General features: G+C 38.1%; 21 protein-coding genes. 19 read left to right on the top strand and 2 right to left on the bottom strand.

Features of this window, described 5'->3' with window-relative positions; translation table 11 throughout:
• Positions 1–13: 13 nt before the first annotated feature.
• Together G601_RS0119795 and G601_RS0119790 are read right to left on the bottom strand one after the other, a co-directional pair.
• The gene (locus G601_RS0119795) at positions 14–382 is read right to left on the bottom strand and encodes a hypothetical protein (protein WP_026666366.1); all 369 of its coding nucleotides are present in this window, start codon (positions 380–382) and stop codon (positions 14–16) included.
• Positions 383–535: 153 nt separating this feature from the next.
• The gene (locus G601_RS0119790) at positions 536–1,708 is read right to left on the bottom strand and encodes a hypothetical protein (protein ID WP_026666365.1); all 1,173 of its coding nucleotides are present in this window, start codon (positions 1,706–1,708) and stop codon (positions 536–538) included.
• 698 nt (positions 1,709–2,406) lie between these two features.
• On the opposite strand from G601_RS0119790, the gene G601_RS0119785 reads away from it, so the two are divergent.
• The 19 genes from G601_RS0119785 (at position 2,407) to G601_RS0119695 (ending at position 21,316) form a co-directional block, all read left to right on the top strand.
• Positions 2,407–3,087, top strand: a complete 681-nt coding sequence (locus tag G601_RS0119785) for a recombinase family protein (protein WP_026666364.1) — start codon at positions 2,407–2,409, stop codon at positions 3,085–3,087.
• Between the two features lie 145 nt (positions 3,088–3,232).
• On the top strand, positions 3,233–5,620 hold the full coding sequence (gene hsdR, locus G601_RS0119780) for an EcoAI/FtnUII family type I restriction enzme subunit R (protein ID WP_035791180.1): 2,388 nt from the start codon (positions 3,233–3,235) through the stop codon (positions 5,618–5,620).
• Positions 5,617–7,938 carry an N-6 DNA methylase gene (locus tag G601_RS24315; RefSeq protein WP_081673639.1) on the top strand — a complete coding sequence of 774 codons (2,322 nt, stop codon included), beginning with the start codon at positions 5,617–5,619 and terminating at the stop codon, positions 7,936–7,938. The genes hsdR and G601_RS24315 overlap by 4 nt, the downstream gene beginning before the upstream one ends.
• Positions 7,939–8,023: 85 nt before the next feature.
• Entirely contained in the window at positions 8,024–8,353 is a 330-nt protein-coding gene (locus tag G601_RS24310; protein WP_207638074.1) for a M48 metallopeptidase family protein, read from the top strand.
• Positions 8,354–8,639: 286 nt separating this feature from the next.
• Positions 8,640–8,837, top strand: coding sequence for a hypothetical protein (locus tag G601_RS0119765; protein WP_026666362.1), 198 nt, complete (start codon positions 8,640–8,642; stop codon positions 8,835–8,837).
• A 143-nt stretch (positions 8,838–8,980) separates the two neighbouring features.
• On the top strand, positions 8,981–9,889 hold the full coding sequence (locus tag G601_RS0119760) for a plasmid recombination protein (protein WP_026666361.1): 909 nt from the start codon (positions 8,981–8,983) through the stop codon (positions 9,887–9,889).
• 195 nt (positions 9,890–10,084) lie between these two features.
• On the top strand, positions 10,085–10,405 hold the full coding sequence (locus tag G601_RS0119755) for a hypothetical protein (protein ID WP_026666360.1): 321 nt from the start codon (positions 10,085–10,087) through the stop codon (positions 10,403–10,405).
• Between the two features lie 32 nt (positions 10,406–10,437).
• Positions 10,438–11,193, top strand: a complete 756-nt coding sequence (locus tag G601_RS0119750; protein ID WP_026666359.1) for a helix-turn-helix domain-containing protein — start codon at positions 10,438–10,440, stop codon at positions 11,191–11,193.
• Positions 11,194–11,254: 61 nt separating this feature from the next.
• The gene (locus tag G601_RS0119745) at positions 11,255–11,458 is read left to right on the top strand and encodes an excisionase (RefSeq protein ID WP_026666358.1); all 204 of its coding nucleotides are present in this window, start codon (positions 11,255–11,257) and stop codon (positions 11,456–11,458) included.
• Between the two features lie 82 nt (positions 11,459–11,540).
• Entirely contained in the window at positions 11,541–12,671 is a 1,131-nt protein-coding gene (locus G601_RS0119740; RefSeq protein WP_026492057.1) for a tyrosine-type recombinase/integrase, read from the top strand.
• A gap of 115 nt (positions 12,672–12,786) precedes the next feature.
• Positions 12,787–13,884, top strand: coding sequence for a redox-regulated ATPase YchF (gene ychF, locus G601_RS0119735; RefSeq protein ID WP_026492056.1), 1,098 nt, complete (start codon positions 12,787–12,789; stop codon positions 13,882–13,884).
• 239 nt (positions 13,885–14,123) lie between these two features.
• Positions 14,124–15,062: a CPBP family intramembrane glutamic endopeptidase gene (locus G601_RS24305; RefSeq protein ID WP_051206089.1), complete on the top strand. Its 939-nt coding sequence runs from the start codon at positions 14,124–14,126 to the stop codon at positions 15,060–15,062.
• A 41-nt stretch (positions 15,063–15,103) separates the two neighbouring features.
• Positions 15,104–16,171 carry an SPFH domain-containing protein gene (locus tag G601_RS0119725; RefSeq protein WP_026666357.1) on the top strand — a complete coding sequence of 356 codons (1,068 nt, stop codon included), beginning with the start codon at positions 15,104–15,106 and terminating at the stop codon, positions 16,169–16,171.
• A complete protein-coding gene (locus G601_RS0119720) occupies positions 16,171–16,368 on the top strand; it encodes a PTS ascorbate transporter subunit IIC (protein WP_026492054.1) in 198 nt (65 codons plus the stop codon). Before G601_RS0119725 ends, G601_RS0119720 begins: the two co-directional genes overlap by 1 nt.
• A gap of 166 nt (positions 16,369–16,534) precedes the next feature.
• Positions 16,535–17,674: an SLC13 family permease gene (locus tag G601_RS0119715; RefSeq protein WP_026666356.1), complete on the top strand. Its 1,140-nt coding sequence runs from the start codon at positions 16,535–16,537 to the stop codon at positions 17,672–17,674.
• A 233-nt stretch (positions 17,675–17,907) separates the two neighbouring features.
• Positions 17,908–18,714, top strand: a complete 807-nt coding sequence (locus G601_RS0119710; protein WP_026666355.1) for a hypothetical protein — start codon at positions 17,908–17,910, stop codon at positions 18,712–18,714.
• A gap of 695 nt (positions 18,715–19,409) precedes the next feature.
• Complete coding sequence (gene mraZ, locus G601_RS0119705) at positions 19,410–19,850, top strand: division/cell wall cluster transcriptional repressor MraZ (protein ID WP_026492051.1); 441 nt, start codon at positions 19,410–19,412, stop codon at positions 19,848–19,850.
• 40 nt (positions 19,851–19,890) lie between these two features.
• Positions 19,891–20,835, top strand: a complete 945-nt coding sequence (gene rsmH, locus G601_RS0119700; RefSeq protein ID WP_026666354.1) for a 16S rRNA (cytosine(1402)-N(4))-methyltransferase RsmH — start codon at positions 19,891–19,893, stop codon at positions 20,833–20,835.
• A gap of 40 nt (positions 20,836–20,875) precedes the next feature.
• Positions 20,876–21,316, top strand: a complete 441-nt coding sequence (locus G601_RS0119695) for a cell division protein FtsL (RefSeq protein ID WP_026492049.1) — start codon at positions 20,876–20,878, stop codon at positions 21,314–21,316.

Raw genomic sequence — 21,316 nt, 5'->3', positions numbered from 1 at the left:
GTCTTTGATCTCCTTATACTGCGATTGAGCGCAGGTACTCCTGCTTGCTTTTATTTATGGCAGATAAAATTGTGCGGTTGAACATTGGAGTTGGTTTGTATGTATTGTCTTCCTGTAGCACGCTAACTGTGCGAACTTCTTCGGGATCGCCTAAAATAACGTCCAGACGACCGTCAATGTATTCTCCTTTTCTTGTAATGCTCTGGAATACATTTTCTTCAGGAAGAATGAGAGAAGCCCACGCCTCTTTCCAACGGAATGACAAGGACTTAAAAATCGAACCATCTTCGGATGTATGGTCATGAATAAGTGATGTGGGATAATTCTTAATTTCTACAGTCATAGAATCTGATATATTTGGTGCATGATTGTTTCTTGGCATAATAGCTACCTCCTTTTTATACGGAATTGAGGCAGGCTACGACTGCCATTAGACGCCTTTGAAAAGATAATATAGTGATGAGTTGGGATAATGATCTAAAGAGAATATACAAAGAAAAAGACCCTGGCAAGATGCCAAGGTCTGTTATATACATTAGTCATTGATGCCTTCGAAAAACTCTGCGTTTGAATGGTTTGAATAATTAGAAAAGGCTTCGTTGAATCTTTCTTTGAAGTAGTCATATTTTTTTCTTATCTCTGCTGGCTCTTTGAAATCTTTGATATTGCTTGGGGTAGCTGTACAATAAAGTTTGCCATCTTTTACTGAACAATCGAAACAATGCGGAAACACATTATAATCCTTACCAAGATCATAAATATAAACAATATATTCACCTGACCAAATGGTTTTTTTATCTATTAGATCAAAAATGCTGTTGCTTCTTAGTAATTCTACTTTTGTACTGTTGAGTTTACTAACGATATTTTTAATTTCGCTCCAATAATAAGGTTTTACAAAGATAATTGCATTTGTCGTAGGCGTAATACTTTTTGTTTCATATCTATTCCCGTCAATATGGATTGTGTTTTTTTCAGAGAGAGCTTCTTTGACAGCAACTTCTATAGCGTCTAGATTGTCTTTTTTATTATCATATCTTATGAAAATACATAACCGATTGACGTTTCGTCCTTCTCTGACAACTTTTTCCGCACCTGCGTAATATGCATTACGCATCTTTGTTTCCATTGATTGTGTGAGACCTTTGATATTCATTTCGTCTAACATCTTCTCAAAATCTGAAAGATTATATCCGGCATTACGTGCTGCATCTATCATATCATCTGCAGTAAGCTTGGATGAGGTTGGAGAATATCCTTCTAAGATTCCTTTGATTTCATCTGTACTTATGTTTGAAATAAGATTGCTGATGCTATAAGTTTTTTTGTGCTGTCTCTGGGCTGAATAAGACTGGTGCAAAATGTAAGAAAGACAAGAAGAAAAATTGCCGGTTGTTTCGATTCCGTGATTAGCCAGTAACGCTTTGTCTTCAATTGGGCGGAAGTGGATGTGCAGTTTGTTAAGGCAACTTTTGACATTAAAAGAACCATTTCTGTCGGCTTTTTTCATAATTACGTGATAATGGTCTTTTCCACCACCAGTGCCTGAATGCTTGATGGCGATAATTATTAAATCGGTGGGGGATATAGCCTGAAGATTGTTGTATAAAGCTTCTTCTCCATCTGGTAACTGTTCTGTATAAAAAGTCGCAGAAAGTGTCTTTGTTGTTGAGTTTAATTGTAATGTTTTTGGCTTCAAATTTTTCATTGGTTCGCTCCTATATTGCAAAAAAACAGTGTGCATCGATGTCGAGCATAAAATCATAACTCAAACTCGTTGCAAACTCGGAATGACGTAGCATCTAATATATAGATAGAATAAGGCTTTACATGCGCGTATATACATAATATAACGCATAACGCACTATATGTAAATGTTAATAAAAGGTATATAAATGGCTTAAAATTATCCTATACATTCTATACAAAACGCAGAACGCGTTGATATATCAGGATTTTTGATGTATAGACTTTGATCTGAAGTTCTATACAGATGCTGAGAGTGACGATTGCAGAAGGGAGAAAGGGCTAGTATTTGTCGTATTTTGAAAGAAAATAGTGATGTATAGAGTTTTGGGGAAATTCTATACATCGAAATAATGAACTATATGGCGATTGACATGAGGATGGGGCATGATAGGCTATTTGCCTAAAGCAAACAAGGCCTGAGGCGTGGTTGCCGCTTTGCAGATGAATCATGCCACAGAGAGGCTCGTGTCAATTGGCCATTAGTTTGCTTTTGCAAGTCGTATATGAGTTTTGTTTTATAAAATATATGAAATTAGAGGATATATCTAAAATATACTGATATGGTATTGAATACGGCCTTTAGAAGGTGTAAAATGGTATATGAAAATAAACGGTCGTTAAGATTCATATTTAGGCAGGTGAAAAAGGAGGTCTGTGATGATATACGGATATGCAAGAATCTCAACAGCAAAACAGGATATTGATAGGCAGATACGTAACATCATGGCTATGGAACCTTCAGCCAAGATTTATCAGGAAGTATTTACTGGTACAAAAAGGACAGGAAGAAAAGAACTTAAGAAATTACTTGATAGAGTAGATTCTGGGGATACTATTATTTTTGATTCTGTTTCGAGAATGAGCAGAAATGCTGAAGAAGGTTTTGAAATGTATAAAGAACTCTATGATAACGGAGTAAATCTCATATACATTAATGAACCTTATATCAATACCAGTGTGTATCGCGATGCTACAAAGACAATGGTTCCTATGACTGGTACAAATGTGGATGTAATATTAGAAGGCGTAAATAAATATCTGCTTATCCTTGCAGAACAGCAGATACGTATTGCATTTGAACAAGCGCAGAAGGAACGTGATGATCTTTCTGAGCGTACAAAGCAGGGGATTGAGACTGCTCGTAATAAAGGAAAACAGATTGGACGTATGCCGGGAGCTATAGTTCGTACAAAAAAAGCTGAAAACTCTAAGAAAAAAATAATGAAATTGAGCAAGGCTTTTGGTGGAGGTAATACAGACAAAGAACTGATAGCAATGCTTGGAATAGATAAGAATACATATTACAAATATAAAAAAGAACTGTTGGCTGCTAAATAACCAGTAAACCAGAAGGCAGTAATAAAGAGTCCATATTATTGAACTTATAAAATTGTACTTATAAAATTGTACTATGGTATTATGCGGGAGTATTACGCAGGAGAAAGGCTGGGAAATACAAAAAATGCCTTAAGGAGGAATGTTCATGAAACCTATTGAAGATTTAGATGAACAAATTAAGAATGAAGAGAGTACTAAGCTTAAGTACATTACTCCAGCTCTTCAAAAGAAATGGAATTCTGATGGGGATCATATTGTCATGGAATATGGCAAAAAAGGTCAGGGACATTATTTTACAGACGGACAAATTCTTGTTGAACCTGATGGAAGTGTAAAACGTGGGGAACAAAAGAAAATAGATTATCTACTTTTATTTAAGAATAATCTTCCGCTAGCGCTTGTTGAAGCGAAAGGATATGATCACGACGTTAATGATGGTGTAGCCCAGGCATTGGAATATGCTGAGCTTCTGGATGTTCCGTATGCTTATGCTTCAAATGGTAAGGTGTTCCATGAAGAAGATAGACTTACAGGAAAAAATTGTGAGTTTGGTATGGATGATTTTCCTACATCTGATGAATTATGGGAAAGATATAAAAAGAGCGAGAATATTACTGAAGATGAAACGGAATTGATCATTAGTCCATATTATATTAGCCCGGACGGTAGAAAACCTAGATATTACCAGAGAAACGCAATAAACAGGTGTATAAATGCAATAGCGAAGGGACAAGATCGATTACTTCTTGTTATGGCTACAGGTACCGGAAAGACATTTGTAGCTATGCAGATTATTTACAGATTGTATGTTAAGGAAGTTAAGAAGAAAATCCTTTTCCTAGTAGATAGAAATGCGCTTGCAGACCAAACCTTTGATGACTTTACAGCATTCAAGAAAACAATGGTGAAGATTGGTGAAAAATACACTCTAAAAAGCGAGGAAGAGATAAAGAAGCTGACTTCTTATGAAGTATTTATTTCGCTTTATCATCAAATGAAATCTGGTAGTTCTGACGATAGCGAAGGTGATGTTGTCATTGAAACTGAAGACAATGGAAAGGATTATTATAAGAACCTGCCGAGAGATTTTTTTGATTTGATTGTTGTTGATGAATGTCATCGCGGATCATTACGTGAACAAAGCGGTTGGCATGAGATGCTTGAATATTTTGGATCGGCTACTCAAATCGGACTTACTGCTACGCCGAAGGAAACCGCATTTGGCTCTAATATTGAGTATTTTGGTAAGCCCATATACAGTTATTCGCTTAAACAGGGAATCGCCGATGGATTTTTGGCTCCTTACAAGGTGATTACTTATGAACTGGACGTTGATAGAGACGGGTATATGCCAAAAGAAGGCGAACTTGATATTAACGGTAAGCCTTTGGAAATGCGTAGATACGAACAGAAGGAGTTTGATAGAAAACTTATAATTGATGATAGAAGAAAACTGGTGGCCAAGAAGATTAGCGATTATCTTAAGGCGACAGACAGATATCAGAAGGTTATAGTTTTCTGTGAAACGGAAGAACATGCAGGAGCAATGGTCAATTACTTAAAGAATGAGAATAATGACCTTGTAAAAGAGGACTCCCGATATGTTATGAGGATAACAGCTAACGATCTTGTTGGAAAGAGTCATATTAAGAGTTTTAAGGCTCCATCTCAGAAGTATCCTGTAATTGCAGTAACAAGTAAGCTATTATCCACTGGAGTTGATACACAGACTGTAGAATTGATTGTAATTGATAAAACTATTGGCTCTATGTCTGAGTTCAAGCAGACTATCGGTCGTGGTACTAGAATCAAAGAGAATTATAAAGTAGGCGAGGAAGAAAAGAGCAAGACTCACTTTACTCTCATGGATTTTCGTAAAAATTATCTGAAATTTGATGATCCTGACTTTGATGGAGATATAGAAATAATTGATGGTGGCACTTCTATTCCTTTAACTGCAAAGAAGAAAAAGAAAAAGCGTGATGTATTTAGAATAAAGGGAGTAAATGTTGAAGTTGCTGGACATCAAGTTATGTACCTTGACGAGGATATGAAGCTTGTCAAAGAAGAAAATATTGAAGAATGCGTAAAGAATAATATTGTAGATCTCTATCCGGATTATGAATCATTTAAAAAAGGATGGAAAGAGACCGTTGATAAGAAAGCTCTAATTAATACTCTCCTATTAAACGAATCTGTCGCAGAAAAACTTATGGCAGATTTTGGAATACCTATGGATTACTATGACCTTATATCATTTTATGGCTATGGTATTCCTGTGCCTATCAAGGAAGAACGTATAAATAGAGCAAAAGATTATATTGTTACGCTTGAAACAAGTCAAAAAGAAGTTATGGATATAGTAATTGAATGTTATCGCCATACAGATTTTACAGATTTAAGGCTTATTAAAATCTTTTCATTGGCTGCATTTGCATTAAAGGGATATACTCCCAAAACTGCCATTAAACCTTTTGGAAGTAAGGAAGCTTATGAAAAGGTAATTGATAATATGGAGGAAAGAATATTTTGAACGGTGACGCATTAGTAAAGAAGACTACAAAAATCATGTTTGGTGACGCGGGTATAAGCGGTACTGCTCAGTATATGTCTCAGCTTGTATGGGTTTTGTTTCTTAAGGTATTTGATTATAAGGAAGAAGAATGGGAACTTGAGGGGGATTATGCACCTGTAATTCCAGCCCCATTCAGATTTAGGGATTGGGCAGATCCTCGTAACGAAGATGGCTCTAAAGATTATTCAAACAGAATTACAGGTGATAAGCTGATTAATTTTGTAAATAATACGCTATTTCCATATTTAAGAGGTATTGAAGTTGAATATGGTGGAAAGAAAATATTATTCAGTTCTGAAGACAGCAAAGCTAAAATAATAAGATCATTCATGGCTGAATCTCAGAACTATATGAAGGATGGAGTGAGATTAAGACAGCTTATAAATGAAATAGCTGATGTGGATTTTGATGTTGCCTCACAAAAACATGATTTTAATGAGTTTTATGAAAGACTCTTGAAAGAACTTCAAAATGGTGGCAAAGCAACTGGAGAATTCTACACGCCAAGAGCATTAACACAATTTATTGTTGATCATGTAAACCCTCAAATAGGTGAGAAAATAGCTGATTTTGCTTGTGGTACGGGAGGTTTTCTAGCAGATGCGGTATCTCACATTCAGAAACAAGCAAAATCAGTTGATGATGCTTTGACCATTCAGGATTCTATTTATGGTATTGAATGGAAACAACTACCGTATATGCTCTGCGTTACCAATATGTATCTTCACAATATTGATGATCCTAATATTGTTCATGGAGATGGTCTTGCTAAGGATGTATTAGATCTTGCGGATGATGATTTATTCGACTGTATAATAATGAATCCTCCATTTGGTGGGGAATTTAATAAGGCGGATCTTAAGAATTTTCCAGATGAAATATCTTCCTCTGAGTCTGCGGATTTATTTGTGGCTAGAATAATATATTGCCTAAAAAAGAATGGAAGATGTGGGCTTGTTTTGCCAGATGGCCTTTTGTTTAACACGGATCAATCAAAAACTAATTTGAAGAGACTACTTATGACTGAGTGCAACCTTCATACAATCATCAGGCTCCCAGGTTCGGTATTTGCGCCTTATACAGGAATTAATACAAATCTTTTGTTTTTTGAAAAAACAGGAAAGACAAAAGAAGTATGGTTTTATCGTATGGATATGCCAGAAGGTCGAAAACATTTCAATAAAACACATCCGATTAGCAGAGATGATTTAGATATTATAGATAAGTGGTGGAATAATCGTCGAGAAATAAAGGATGAGAAAGAAGATCCTTCTATGGCAGAGACATGGAAGGCGAAAAGGTTTACATTTGATGAAATAGAGAGGATGGAATTTAATCTGGATTTATGTGGATTCCCAGAAGATGAAGAAATAGTATTAGTTCCTGAAGAAACTATATCGAGTGTATCGAAATCGATGGACGCGGTGTTTTCAGATATAAAGAATTTGATATCAGCTATTCAAAATTCTTTAAAAACAGGCGATTCTATTGGTTGCAATAATAGTATGCTACATTCTTGCTTTAAATTATCTGAAATTGTAACTGATCTACCTAATAAGATCAGGAAATCAATTTTACAATATGCTATGCAGGGGAAACTCGTAGAACAGATTGATAGTGATGAAAGCGTAGATTTACTTTGTGAAAGAATACAAGAAAGAAAGAACACTCTAATAAAAGAAGGAATTATCCGCAAGGAAAAGCCTCTTGCAGAGATAGATGAAGACGATATTCCTTTTGAGATACCTAATACCTGGAAATGGGTTCGATTACGAGATGTATGTACAAAAATTGTAGATGGTGATCACAACCCACCGGCAGGTGTTGGACATAAAACGGAATGGCTTATGTTGTCTGCGCAAAATATTAACAATAATAGGATTGTAGATATAGAGAATGCAAGATACTTAAGCAAGGAAGTTTATGACAAGGAGCATTTACGTACTCGTGTTCAAAAAGGTGATATTTTCTTTACTATTGTAGGTACGTTAGGGAGAAGTTGCGTTTTTGATGAAGATATTAATGTTACTTTTCAGCGAAGTGTATCCGTTATCTCTACTGAAATTTATAATAAGTACCTTAAATATGTTTTGGATTCACCATATATTCAGCAATATATGGTAGTAAATGCTACTGGAACAGCACAAAAAGGATTCTATTTGAAACAAGTTGAAAATCTAATTATTCCTTTGCCGCCTTTGGAGGAACAAGTGCGTATTGTTGAAAAACTCGAATCTATTTTGACAGCTGTAGAAGGTAATTCCGAAAGGATTTAGTATGCAAAAATATGTAAATGTCAATAAAAATGTTTGCATTGGATTATGTGATAGTAGGTATACTGAAGATATGATTATATCTATTATGAAAGAAGCAAAAGATAAACTTCCTAAACAGGTTTCTCGTTATTCAAAATCAATGGGGATTGATTTTGATAGGGTTTTTATAAAGGCACAGAAAACAAGGTGGGGAAGCTGTAGCGATAGAGGCAATATTAGTTTAAATTGTTTGTTGATGGTTGTTCCTCCTTATGTTAGAAAGTATGTTATTATTCATGAGCTTGCACATCGTAAAGTGATGAGTCATTCTACTGAGTTCTGGAAAATTATAGCGGAGGAGATGCCGGATTATAGGAAAGCTATAAGATGGTTGGATAAAAATGGTGATGAAATTATAGATCGACTTGGAGCATGACTTCCGACGGAATAAGGAAATGAAAATAGCATAATGAATCAGATTTAAGAAAGCGAATACCTAAAAGTGGTGTTCGCTTTTTTGATACAAAAATATAAAAAACGTTTCCACACTTTATGAAGAAAAGTAAAGAAAAATGAAAAAAGTCTTGACTTATTGGGTTCTTCTCATATATGAGGAAATTTTGCATAGTTCAAAAAATAAATCTGCTCATATATGAGGGAATTCCGAAAACGGCTTAGAATTGACGTTTTGCTATAATTAATAGTGAAAGGAGTGATGAATTATGGCTTTAGGAATGAGTAAAAAAGAGATCAATCAGTTGAATGCTCTGAAGAAAAAACAGAGGACTGTGAAAAGAGAAAAAGCGAGATTTAAGAAGATGATTCTTGAGAACAAAGAATTTGTTCTTGAGGTTCTTAGGGAGAATGATTTTGCTGTTCAGCGTGAGCAAGGGGGTCCAGGGGTGCACCCCGGCATTTAATACCTTTGGTACAAAGGTGTTAAATGCAACACCTTCCGGAGGTGCCTAATGAGCACCAATAAGAGGTGACTAATAGTGCCTAATGAATTATTTGAATCATAAAATAGCTTTACAAAACCAAAAAAGAAAGGGGGGCGAGGACAGTGAGTGCTCTGAATTTTAAGAAGCTTAAACAAAATGAACCGAAGCATCTGATTCGACATTGTGATAAAAATATGCGTTTACAAGGAACTCATAGTAACATCCATATAAACAAAGAATTGACATATAAAAACGCTCAATTAAGACGCTCTTACGAAGATACTTGCAAATTGCTTGATGATACCTTGGAGCGGCTTGATAGCCGCCCTGGCGCAAATCGCAGAGTTGATCGTGTGGTTGCGTATGCAATAGAGGGGGTTCTTCCCATGCCAATTGATGACGATGAAATTTTGGACAGAAAAAGAACGTATAAGTGGGTTAAGGGAATCGTTGAAATACTGAAGGAAGAATATCCTGAGATAGAAGTATTACAGGAATACATTCATTATGACGAAGTACACGAATATGTAAATGCAGAAACTAAAGAACGAGTCATGAGCCGGCCACATGTGCATTTGTTCGTTGTACCAATTGTCGAAGGAAAACTTAACAGCAAAAAGTTTTTTCCATCAAAGAAATCATTTTATGAATTCAACAAAAAACTTGATGATTTGACAATGAGTATTTATGGGAAGCCTTATGGCGATGGAACAAAAAAGAAGTCTTTATCGACAGTGGAGAGACTCAAAATCGAAAGTGAAAAAGCTGAACTAGAGCAACGTAAGAAAATGGCTGAGGAGATGGAAAGCGATTTAATCAGTCGGGAAACCGCCCTTCGCCAGCAGGAACGTATTTTTGAAGAACAGGAACAGAAATTTAGAGAAAAAGAATCGAAGCTGGCTGCATTTATGGAGTCTGATATTGGAAGAAGGGCAATTCAGGAATATAAGAATGTAATGCGGAATGGAAAAAGATCAGAAATGCTTGTCGGACAAAGAGAACGGAATAAAATGGATTTTTCCGTAATTTAAGTAGTTTAAAATTGACGAAAAGAATAATATATATTCAAATGTGTTGACACAACACAAAATGGATGATATTATCACAGTAGAGGGAATGGTACCCTACCAATTGGATATACCCAAAGTGCTCAATCTCTGAGGGGGATAGCTAATTGAGTATAGGTGTAGGTAACAACTAAAAATTATAGGAAGGAGGAAACAGAGATGAGTTCAGAAAACATGAGTTCTAATGAGGTAAATAAGGCAATTGAAAATTACGATCCTTTGTGTAGTGATGTTTATGATGTATACGAGACTTCTAATCAGTTTCAGGGTATTCATGAAAGAACGTACAAATTCTTTAATGAATTAAAGAATGAGCTTGAAGAAATTCAGGAAGCATACACAAAAAATAGTCCTCTGCATATTGATTATGCTCAGTACTTGGATAATGAACGCAGAAGGGTTGAAGAAGCTATAATGGAGATCGAAAGACACGTTACTCGAACGATGCAAAAGGCTATTATTGAAAAATACGATATCTAGAAAGATATTCAAGTGGAAAGGAGGCGATGTACATGCTCAGCAAGTTGGAGGTTATTGCTGATGTGAAATCTACGATAGATGCTGTACATAAGAGCACAGAACATAGCATGACTCGCTCGATTGGTTGGATTAATGTTTTTGATGATACTGCAAACAGGTTTATTGCAGACATTGAAAAGACAAAGCTTTTTGAAAAGCTCGAACCAGGGTGGGAGTATGAAACTGAATACAGCTATAGTGGTTTTGTACTCAATCTTAATCATTACAACGTAACGCTTGATGAAGATGGATCGCCTAGAGGTGCTCCTATTGACCAGAGTTTTGTTTTGGTAACAACAACTGCACAGTATTTATCAACAGCTGAATACGCTTCTCTTTATGAGGTTGGAGAAACAGCAGTAAGGAATTGGCTTAGGAGAGGAAAACTCAGAGCCGCAGAAAGAGTTGGGAATGTGTGGAGAATACCAGCATTACTCACGCCGCCGAAATCCAGAGGGTATCAGAGTGCAAGATATTCATGGGAAAATGAGCTTTTGGATCTGCCGGATGAATTTAGCTATTTGAATGAATTTAGAAGTCTTTATATTAAGCAGGATGATGCAGATAAAAAGCAGTTTAAGATTTATTTGTATTGTGAGAACTCATTAGAGGTAACTAGAGAGGAAGCAATTAGTGTAAGTGAACGAGAGCGTTTGGAATTGATGCTGATTTCAAATCCGGATGTTCACTATAATGCTCGCGCAGATGAAGGGGTACTTGCAGACGTAATATACGGAAACGAAGAATAATTATTAAGATGAAAAAAATCAATTGTCTACTAAATAAAAATTATTTAGGAGATATTGATTTATGAATTATAAAGATATAAGAATTAGTGAAAAAATATTATTGACTATAGATGAAGCAGCTTTAATAAGCAATATAGGTCAAAATAAATTATCAGAACTATTAAGGAAACCATCTTGCCCTTTCGTGTTCTATGTTGGACGAAAAAAACTAGTTAAAAGAGAAGCATTTGAAAAGTATATAAACGAAAACATAGAAGTAGATTGAATAAATGTAACACAAAGGAGCTTATTTATGGTATTATATAAGGTACTGTATTTAGGCTTCTTTTTCACGAAAGGAGCTTATTATGGGAAAAGACTTAAAAGGTAAAGAGCTGGGTGTAGGTATTACTCAGCAGAAAGATGGTCTTTATAATGCAGGCTTTGTAGATAAGTTAGGGAAAAGGAGAGTAAAGCGATTTAAGAAACTACAGGAATGTAGGAAATGGCTTGATGAAGCGAAGTACATAGATGAGCACAGTAGCATAACAGAAGCAAATTCAATGATGGTAGATGCTTTCTTTGATTACTGGATTTCTATAAAAGAAAAAACGGTAAGACCCAATACAGTGAGAAATTATAGAGAACGATATCATCATAATATCAGCAAAGTTATAGGAAAAATGCTTCTTGTTGAGGTTAAACCTATTCATTGCCAGAAGATATTTAGCGATATGGCTGAAGAAGGATATAAGACATCGACAATGTATCAGACTAGAATAGCATTATACAATATGCTGGAGTTTGCTAAGGAAAATGATATTATAATCCATAATCCTTGCAAAAAGTCAGTGCGTAGTGATATAGGAAAACCTTCGGAAGAAAAAAGAGCCTTGGAGAAGGCTGATCAGAAACGCTTCCTAGAGTATGCACGAGATCAGAGCTACGAAAATCAGTATAGATTCATTTTACAGACAGGCCTGAGAACAGGAGAACTTGTCGGACTAAAATGGTCAGATATTGATTTTGAAAAGAAGGTGCTAACAATTAGCCGGTCTATGGAGTATAGGCATTCTACAAAGGAATGGCGAATCGGAGAGCCTAAAAGTGCATCTGGATACAGAACAATTCCGCTAACAAGTGAAGCTATAAAGATTTTAAAAGACCAGAAGTTAAAGAATAGTACAATTAAAGTGATTCCGATGGAGTGGAGAGAATTTGTATTCCTTTGCCGGAAGGGAACACCGATAAAGAATAGCACTTATGATACTGCATTGTATAAAATATGCAAAAATGCTAACATTAACTCATTTGGAATGCATATCCTAAGGCATACTTTCGCGACCAGATGCATTGAAGCGGGAATGAAGCCAAAAACTCTTCAGAAGCTTCTTGGACATTCTAATATTGGAATAACTATGAATTTGTACGTCACAACTACAGAGGATGAAAAGCAAAAAGAAATCGAGCTTGTAGAGGAAGCATTGAAAGTTATATAAGTTCATAAAAATGCTTATATATTATTTTTCTGTGTAACACCAATTGTAACACCTTGAAAAGGTGATGGCTCGAAATGCTTGTAAAATCAACACTTTTAAAGGAGATAAGATAAATATGAAACTAGGAATCGTGGGACTTCCGAATGTCGGAAAGAGTACCCTTTTCAATTCACTTACAAACGCAGGAGCACTTGCTGCAAACTATCCTTTCGCAACAATCGACCCTAATGTGGGAATCGTTGCTGTACCGGATAAGAGACTGCAGCTCCTTGGTGACCTCTATCATTCCAAGAAGGTTACACCTGCAACAATCGAGTTCGTTGATATCGCTGGACTTGTTAAGGGTGCATCCAAGGGTGAAGGCCTTGGAAACCAGTTCCTTGCAAACATCCGTGAGACAGATGCAATCGTACACGTTGTAAGATGCTTCGAGGATCCTAATGTTGTACACGTAGACGGAAGCGTTGATCCTGCAAGAGATATTGATACAATCAACCTTGAGCTTGTATTTGCTGATCTCGAAGTGCTTGAGAGAAGAATAGCAAAGACCACCAAGGCTGCAAGAATGGACAAGACAGCTGCTAAGGAGCTTGAGCTTCTTAATAAGATTAAGGAAGTTCTTGAGTCAGGTAAGATGGCAAGAGAGCTTGAGCTTGATGATGAGGACGAGAAGGCTCTTATGAACACCTATGACCTTCTTACATGGAAGCCTGTTATCTACGCAGCTAACGTCAAGGATGATGACCTTGCAGATGATGGTGCATCTAACCAGTATGTGGCAGCAGTTCGTGAGCTTGCAGCAAAGTCCGGCAGCGAAGTATTTGTTATCAGTGCGCAGATCGAAGCTGAGATTTCAGAGCTTGAGGCTGACGAGAAGGCTGAGTTCCTTGAGAGCATGGGACTTTCAGAGTCAGGCCTTGATAAGCTTATCGCAGCAAGCTACAGAACTCTCGGCCTTATGAGCTTCCTTACATCAGGTGAGGACGAGACAAGAGCCTGGACTATAAAAATCGGAACCAAGGCTCCTCAGGCAGCAGGTAAGATCCACACAGATTTTGAGAGAGGCTTCATCAAGGCTGAGGTTATCAATTATGAGGATCTTCTTCGTGAGGGCTCAATTGCAGCAGCAAAGGAGAAGGGCCTTGTCCGCATGGAAGGTAAGGAATACGTTGTACAGGACGGCGATGTAATTCTGTTCAGATTCAACGTGTGATACTGCAAAGCATCGCAGCAAAATAAAGAAGGTACCAATGCAAGCTGGCTTGCTGATTGGTGCCTTCTTTTATTTTGGTATGAAGCGCGCAGCGCTTCAATGAGGAATTGCGAAGCAATTTCGAGTCTGCGGTCTTTGTTATATTTGATGCTTAGAAGAACTGTTGACATTTAGAATATTAATGATATCATAATGATATCAAATAGATAAAAGTTACATCCCAAAGAAAGAGGTATATTATGAACACTACAAAAAACACAGACACAAAATTAATGAAATACCTTCGCTGGGTATTTATAATCGCCTGGGTAATGCAGGTTGCAGTATGGATGTTGTATCAGAACGGAGGGGCGGCGGTAGGTCAGCTCCTGATGGCAGTTATGATGTATGTGCCGCTTGTTGCAACACTAATATCCGGAGTAAAGCTTAAGGGAATGGGCTGGAAGCCTAAATTCAAGGGGAATATCGGAACACTGCTGTTTTCATGGTTTGGTCCGTTTCTTCTTACACTGATAGGCGCAGCTATATACTTCCTTATTTTCCCTAAGCATCTTGATCTGACAGGACAGTATATAATGGCTGCTTCAGGAGAGGCAGGAGAAGCTGCTATGAAGGCACTTGAAGCTCAGGGGCTTACCTATCAGACATACATGCTTATTACATCTGCATCTTCTGCACTGTATGCACCACTTTTAAATATGTTCGTAGCGGTCGGTGAGGAAGCAGGCTGGAGAGGATATATGTCTCCCGTCCTTAAGGAGAAATTCGGCAGAACAAAGGGCATCATAATCGGCGGCATTATCTGGGGCATGTGGCACTGGCCTCTCATAGGCTTCATCGGATATGAATACGGCCCCAGCTATTTCGGATTCCCTGTTACAGGAATGCTGGTATTTTGCATATTCACAATTACACTTGGAATTTTGTGTGACGCGGTTTATGAAAAGAGCGGATGCATTTGGTTTCCTGCAATTTTACATGGATCAATAAATGCAGCAGCGACTATTCCGATGGCACTTTGTGTGCCGGATACCGGAAACTTCAGACTTTTGGGACCCGCTCCCAACGCCATCCTGGCAGGGCTTCCGATGATGATTGTTGCGGCACTTATCTTTAGATCAAGATATGCGGGCAGTAATGCAGAGGTAGCAGATTTTCAGAAAACAGAACTTCAATAAGACATAAATATATAAACAGACTGATTTAGGAGGTAAATGTTATGAATGAAATAGTACAGGAAAAAATTATAAAGGGACATAAAAACGGAATGGCAATGATGCTTATGTTTGGCTGTATCTATGTGCTTTCAATAGTACTCCTGGTGTTCACTGCAATGGGACTTGATGGCGCTTCAGTATATATCGCAGCTGTTACCTCTGAAGGCATTAATTTATTCTTGTTTATTCTTAGCTGTGCGTATGTTGCTCTTGGCTGGTTCCCCTTACTTGGGCTTAAGGTGTTAAAGCCCGGTGAAGCTCTGGTGCTTACACTTTTTGGCAAGTACATCGGAACTCTTAAGGAGGATGGTTTCTACTATGTAAATCCTTTCTGCACAGCCTTCAATCCTGCAGCTGACACTAAGCTTGGCCAGAGCGGAGATATCGCTGATAATAAGAAGCTTGCAGGCATAACCATTAATGGTGGAGAGATGCAGATGGCTGGCGCGGGTACATCAAAGAAAATCTCACTTAAGGTTATGACACTTAGCAATTCCAGACAGAAGGTTAATGATTTACTTGGTAATCCTGTAGAAGTAGCTGTTGCGGTTATGTGGAAGGTTACAGATACAGCAAAGGCTGTGTTCTCAGTTGATAACTACAAGGAGTACTTATCACTTCAGAGTGACACCGCAGTAAGAAATGTTGTTAAGCTTTATCCCTATGATATTACTGAAAATGTTGATACAACAGGTGACGGACAGGCTGATGACGGAAGTCTTCGCGGATCAACAGAGCTTGTAGCTCAGCGCATAAAGGATGAAATCCAGAGTAAGGTTGCTGATGCAGGTATTGAAATAGTTGATGCTAGAATCACATATCTTGCATACGCTCCCGAGATTGCAGCAGCTATGCTTCAGAGACAGCAGGCAGCAGCGGTAGTAGACGCCAGAAAGCTTATCGTTGACGGCGCAGTTGGAATGGTCGAGCTTGCGCTTGAGCGACTTAATGAAAAAGAGCTTGTTGAGCTTGATGAGGAGAGGAAGGCAGCTATGGTATCCAATCTTCTCGTTGTCCTTTGTGGCAATCACGATGCTCAGCCCATAGTTAATTCGGGCAGCCTGTACTAATGGCTGAGAAAAAACAGGTTCCGCTTCGACTCAGTGCAAAGCTATACGATGCCATCGCTGCCTGGGCAGAGGATGACTTTCGCTCAGTGAACGGACAGATTGAATACCTCCTCACGGAATGCGTGAAGCAGAGGAAAAAGGACGGCAAGTATGTATCAGAGCATCTTGACGAGCCTCCGGAATTCGATATTAAGTAGCCTTTTTCATATTCTATAATTACGGGTACGTATACTATGATGGCGGGGACAGAAATTATATTGTCCCCGCTTTTGCGTGCAATAAAAAAATAAGTAGAAACAATAATCACTTTGTTGTAGACTATCTTCTCGGAGCAATTTTGTTTATACGGGAAGATTTTTTATTATGAAAAAAATATCTGTCAAAAATTATCTTAGAAAAATAGTATCTGATCCGGTTTTGGTAATAGCCTGGATACTTGCGATCATATCTGCATTTGTGGTAAGGCCTGATGTGGGATACCTTGAATATGTGGACTTCAGATCCCTGGGAATCTTGTGGGGACTGATGATTGTTATTCAGGGATTCCGTGAGAACTCAATATTTGAGAAGATAGGAGAGAAGCTCCTTGGAAAAGTTACTACCGGTCGTCAGCTTGCAATAGTGCTGATACTCATGTGCTTTTTGGGAAGTATGTTCATCACAAATGACGTGGCTCTTATCACATTCGTTCCCTTCGCGCTTATGACGCTTCACAGCTGCAGGAGAGAAGATATGATGATTCCTGTAATCGCCCTTCAGACTGTCGCTGCGAACCTTGGAAGCATGCTTACACCTATCGGCAACCCGCAGAACCTGTATCTGTACGGCCTTACGGGAATGAGTATCGGCTCCTTTATCATGTGTATGCTGCCATATAGCGTCTTTTCTTTGGTGCTTTTGATGATTGCTGCGTTCTTTATAAAAAATGGCAAAGAAAGTTTGGGAGAGAGAAAAGACAACTATCAGGTCGTAAAGGGCTTTGGAAGTAAGAAGCAGGTTGCGGTTTATTCAGTGCTTTTTGTGCTAGCACTTTTAACTGTACTGAGAGTCCTGCCCTGGTATGTAATGGCGCTCATCATCCTTGCGGTGGTAGCCGTGATGGATGGAAAAATCCTTCTTAGAGCTGATTATATTCTGCTTCTCACTTTTATCGGGTTCTTCATCTTCACCGGAAATATGGGAAGAATCCCCGCGGTTAGAGATTTTCTGCAGAGCGTATCGGATGGAAGAGAATTCCTTATAGCCCTTATAGCAAGTCAGTTTATAAGTAATGTCCCTGCGACCCTGATGCTGTCTGGCTTCGTGTCTGACTACAAGGAGCTTCTTATCGGAGTAAATGTCGGTGGCCTCGGAACACTGATCGCATCTATGGCCAGCCTCATTTCCTTCAAGGCCTACGGCAATGATTACAAGGAAAAACGAGGAAAGTACATTATCGCGTTTACAATTGTTAATGTAGTATTCCTGGTTACGTTGATATTGTTTAAATTAATAATTGGATAAGAATGAAGTTATTTTAAGCCCTGGTTAGCAGTTTGCTAAATCAGGGCTTGACTTTTATGCCGATTTATGTAAAATATCCTTTGTCGCTTTTCTGAGGCGATAAGTATGCGTTCAGTATACTTTTTTCACATATTATGCAAATTGATTATTTTTGTACGAGCTGAGTGAAAATGATGTGATTATGGGGCCAACCCTTATGATTGCATCTGGACCTGATTTTGGAGGATATATAAATGACAGTGTCTGATTATACTTTTTTGAAGCGATTGACCAAAAGGCAGGAAACGCTGACTAAAGAGATTGCAAAAAGAGAAAAGAGATTGAAAAAGGCCCCTGATGGGAACCTTAAGATTATAAAAAACAGGGAAAACTATCAGTATTACCAGAGGCAAAAAGGCGAGCCAATGGGAAAATACATTAAGAAGGAGAATGAAAAACTGATTACAGCCCTTGCTCAGAAACGATATGATGAGAAATATATAGCTGTGGCAAAAGAAGAAGTTAAAAATATCAAGGCTTTTCTGGATAAATATCAAAAAAAGACATCTTTAATATCGGCAGAGTTTCCGTGGGAGATAAAGAATAAAATCGACATAGCTGAAATGACTTATGATGAATATGCTTTGTGTTGGCAGAATATTGTGTATCAGCCTAAAAAGATAGACGATGGTGTGCCTTTTCATGTGACCAAAAGAGGAGAGCGTGTACGATCAAAGTCGGAAGAGCTTATTGCAAATTTACTGTATTCCAATGGAATAGCTTATAGATATGAATGCCCGGTCAGAATTTTTAACGGTGAATTGAGATATCCAGATTTTACTATATTAAATCCTCGAAACGGAAAAGTAGTGTTTTGGGAGCACCTTGGAATGGTTGATAATACAGAATATGTTGAAAATAATTTGAAGAAGTTCAGAGATTATGAGAAAACTGGAATATTTCTTGGTGAAGAATTGCTTATTACTGTTGAAACCCAGCAAATGCCTTTGAATAGCAAGGGGATAGAAGCTTTTATAAGTAAGCATTTTGGAAAAGATTAAACAATTCAGGCTCTTAATCTGCGGAATATGGTTGTCATGAGAAAAATCAAAAGCAACTAGAATTGTCTGTATGATGGGATAAGTTGTCTTAGAAAAAATGAAAGGCAACTAGAATGCTCTATTTGATGAGAATAGTTGTCCGAGAGAAAAAGAAAAGCAACTAGAACGCCTTACTATATGGAAATAGTTGTCCGACGGAAAAATTAAGACAACTAAGTAGCTATGAATAACAGAAATAGTTGTCCGAAAGGAAAAATAGTACAACTAAATAACCCTGAATAAGAGAAATAGTTGTCCGACAGGAAAACCAAGACAACTAAGAAGCCCCAAATAGCATAAATAGTTGTCTGGACGAAAAAATCGAACAACTAAAATGCCCCAACCCCCAAGCTTGGTTGTCTGAAGAAAAATCAAAATAAAACCCAAGCGCATCTCAGGCCTAAAACCACCACAATAAATTAATAAAAATTTTCTAATTCTAACAAGAATGATAACAAAATCAAGATATAGCCAATCAAAACGACCAACTACAATATCTTGTATGGGCGAGCCTCCCACCAGACGGTGGGAGGCTTTTTTACGCTCAAAATCAGCCAGAACGCGGTTTCTGAAAGGTTGTTAAATAGAAAAAAATGGTATATTATACATGTAGGTGGTAAAAAGTGTCACAAAGTGGTGAAAAGTGGTAGATATTAATGGGAAAGGCGTACAAGGGCGAATACAGCCATTCAATCGATGCAAAAGGACGACTGATCATCCCGGCCAAGTTTCGCGATCTGCTGGGAGAGCAGTTTGTTGTAACGAAGGGCTTTGATGGATGTCTTTTTGCGTTTGATCAGGAAGGTTGGGACGCCTTTGAGGAGAAGCTTAAAGCTTTGCCCATGGATATACCCGGTGCCAGACAGCTTGGAAGATTCTTTATGGCAGGAGCTGACGATGTGGAGCTTGATAAACAGGGAAGAATACTTCTTAAGGCCAATTGGCTGACCCACGCTTCAATAGAGAAGGATGCGATTGTTGCCGGTGTCGGTAACCGCGTTGAAATCTGGAGCAAGGAGAAATGGGAAGAAGCTACAAGCTTTGATGATATCGACAGTATTGCTGAGAAGATGAGCGCCTACGGACTTAGCATTTAAAACCACTTAACACAAGTAACAAAAGCAAATGGTGAACAATATGGAATTCAAACACTACTCAGTACTTCTTGATGAGGTGATTGAAAATCTGAATATCGATCCTGATGGAATATACGTCGACGGAACTCTGGGCGGCGCAGGTCATTCAAGCCATATTGCAGCCAAGCTTTCCGATAAAGGAAGACTCATCGGAATTGATCAGGACGAGGATGCCATAAAAGCAGCATCTGAGCGACTTGAGCCTTATAAAGATAAAGTTACGATCATTCGTGACAACTATGAAAACGCAGTCAGCAGAATAAGAGAGCTTGGAATTGAAAAGGTAAATGGAATTTTACTTGATCTTGGAGTCTCTTCTTTTCAGCTTGATAACGAGGAGAGAGGCTTCACCTACAGATTCGATACTCCTCTGGACATGAGAATGGACAGAAGACAGGAGCTGACCGCCGGAACAATTGTTAATGAATTTTCCGAGATGGAAATATTTCATATTATAAGAAACTATGGCGAGGATAAATTCGCCAAGAACATTGCAAAACATATAGTGGCAAGACGCAGCGAAAAGTCTATAGAGACCACTTTTGAATTGAACGACATTATAAAGGCTGCGATACCTGCAAGAATGAGAGAAAAGGGAGGACATCCTTCCAAGAGAACCTTCCAGGCACTGAGAATAGCCTGCAACAGAGAGCTTGACGTGCTTGAAAATTCACTTGACGGAATGATAGATTTCCTTGCTCCAGGTGGAAGAATCTGCGTGATTACCTTCCACTCACTTGAGGACCGAATAGTTAAGAACAATTTCAGGAAAAATGAAAAGCCCTGCACTTGTCCGCCGGAGATACCAATATGTGTGTGCGGCAAGAAATCAAAGGGAAAAGTTATTACAAGAAAACCAATATTGCCTTCTGAAAAAGAACTTTCGGAAAATTCCAGAAGTGCCAGCGCTAAACTGAGAGTTTTTGAAAGAAGAGAGGAAAATTAAACAAAAGGCAGTTTTCAAGAGAAATATAGAGGGACTGGTTATGGAAAAGAGATATGTTTACGGAAATACCGCAAGAAAATTAAATGAGCCCGTAAGACGCGGGGAAATGCCGCTTTACGTACAAAAGCGTGCACAGGCAAAAAGAAGAGCACACCGCATGAGCTTTGGATATTTGTTATTTTTGTCACTTGCAGTTTTGGCTACAGGTATTATACTGACATGGTATATAACTCTTCAGGCTGATATCACAGCAAGTGTTAAGCAGGTTTCCACTCTGGAGGCGCAGCTCAACACACTGAAGCAGGATAATGACGAAGCTTATAACAAGGCTGTCAGCAGTCTTGATTTGGAGGAGATAAAGCGCATTGCCATCGGTGAGTATGGCATGACTTACGCGACGGAGGGGCAGATCATAACATATTCTGATGGTGGCGGAAATGATTATGTAAGACAATTAGCTCCTATACCGGACGGAAACTAA

The organism is Butyrivibrio sp. FC2001, from assembly GCF_000424125.1.
In the GTDB taxonomy this organism is placed as follows: Bacteria; Bacillota; Clostridia; order Lachnospirales; family Lachnospiraceae; genus Butyrivibrio.
Note: the sequence above shows the minus strand (reverse complement) of the source record. Positions and strands in the feature narration are given on the sequence as shown.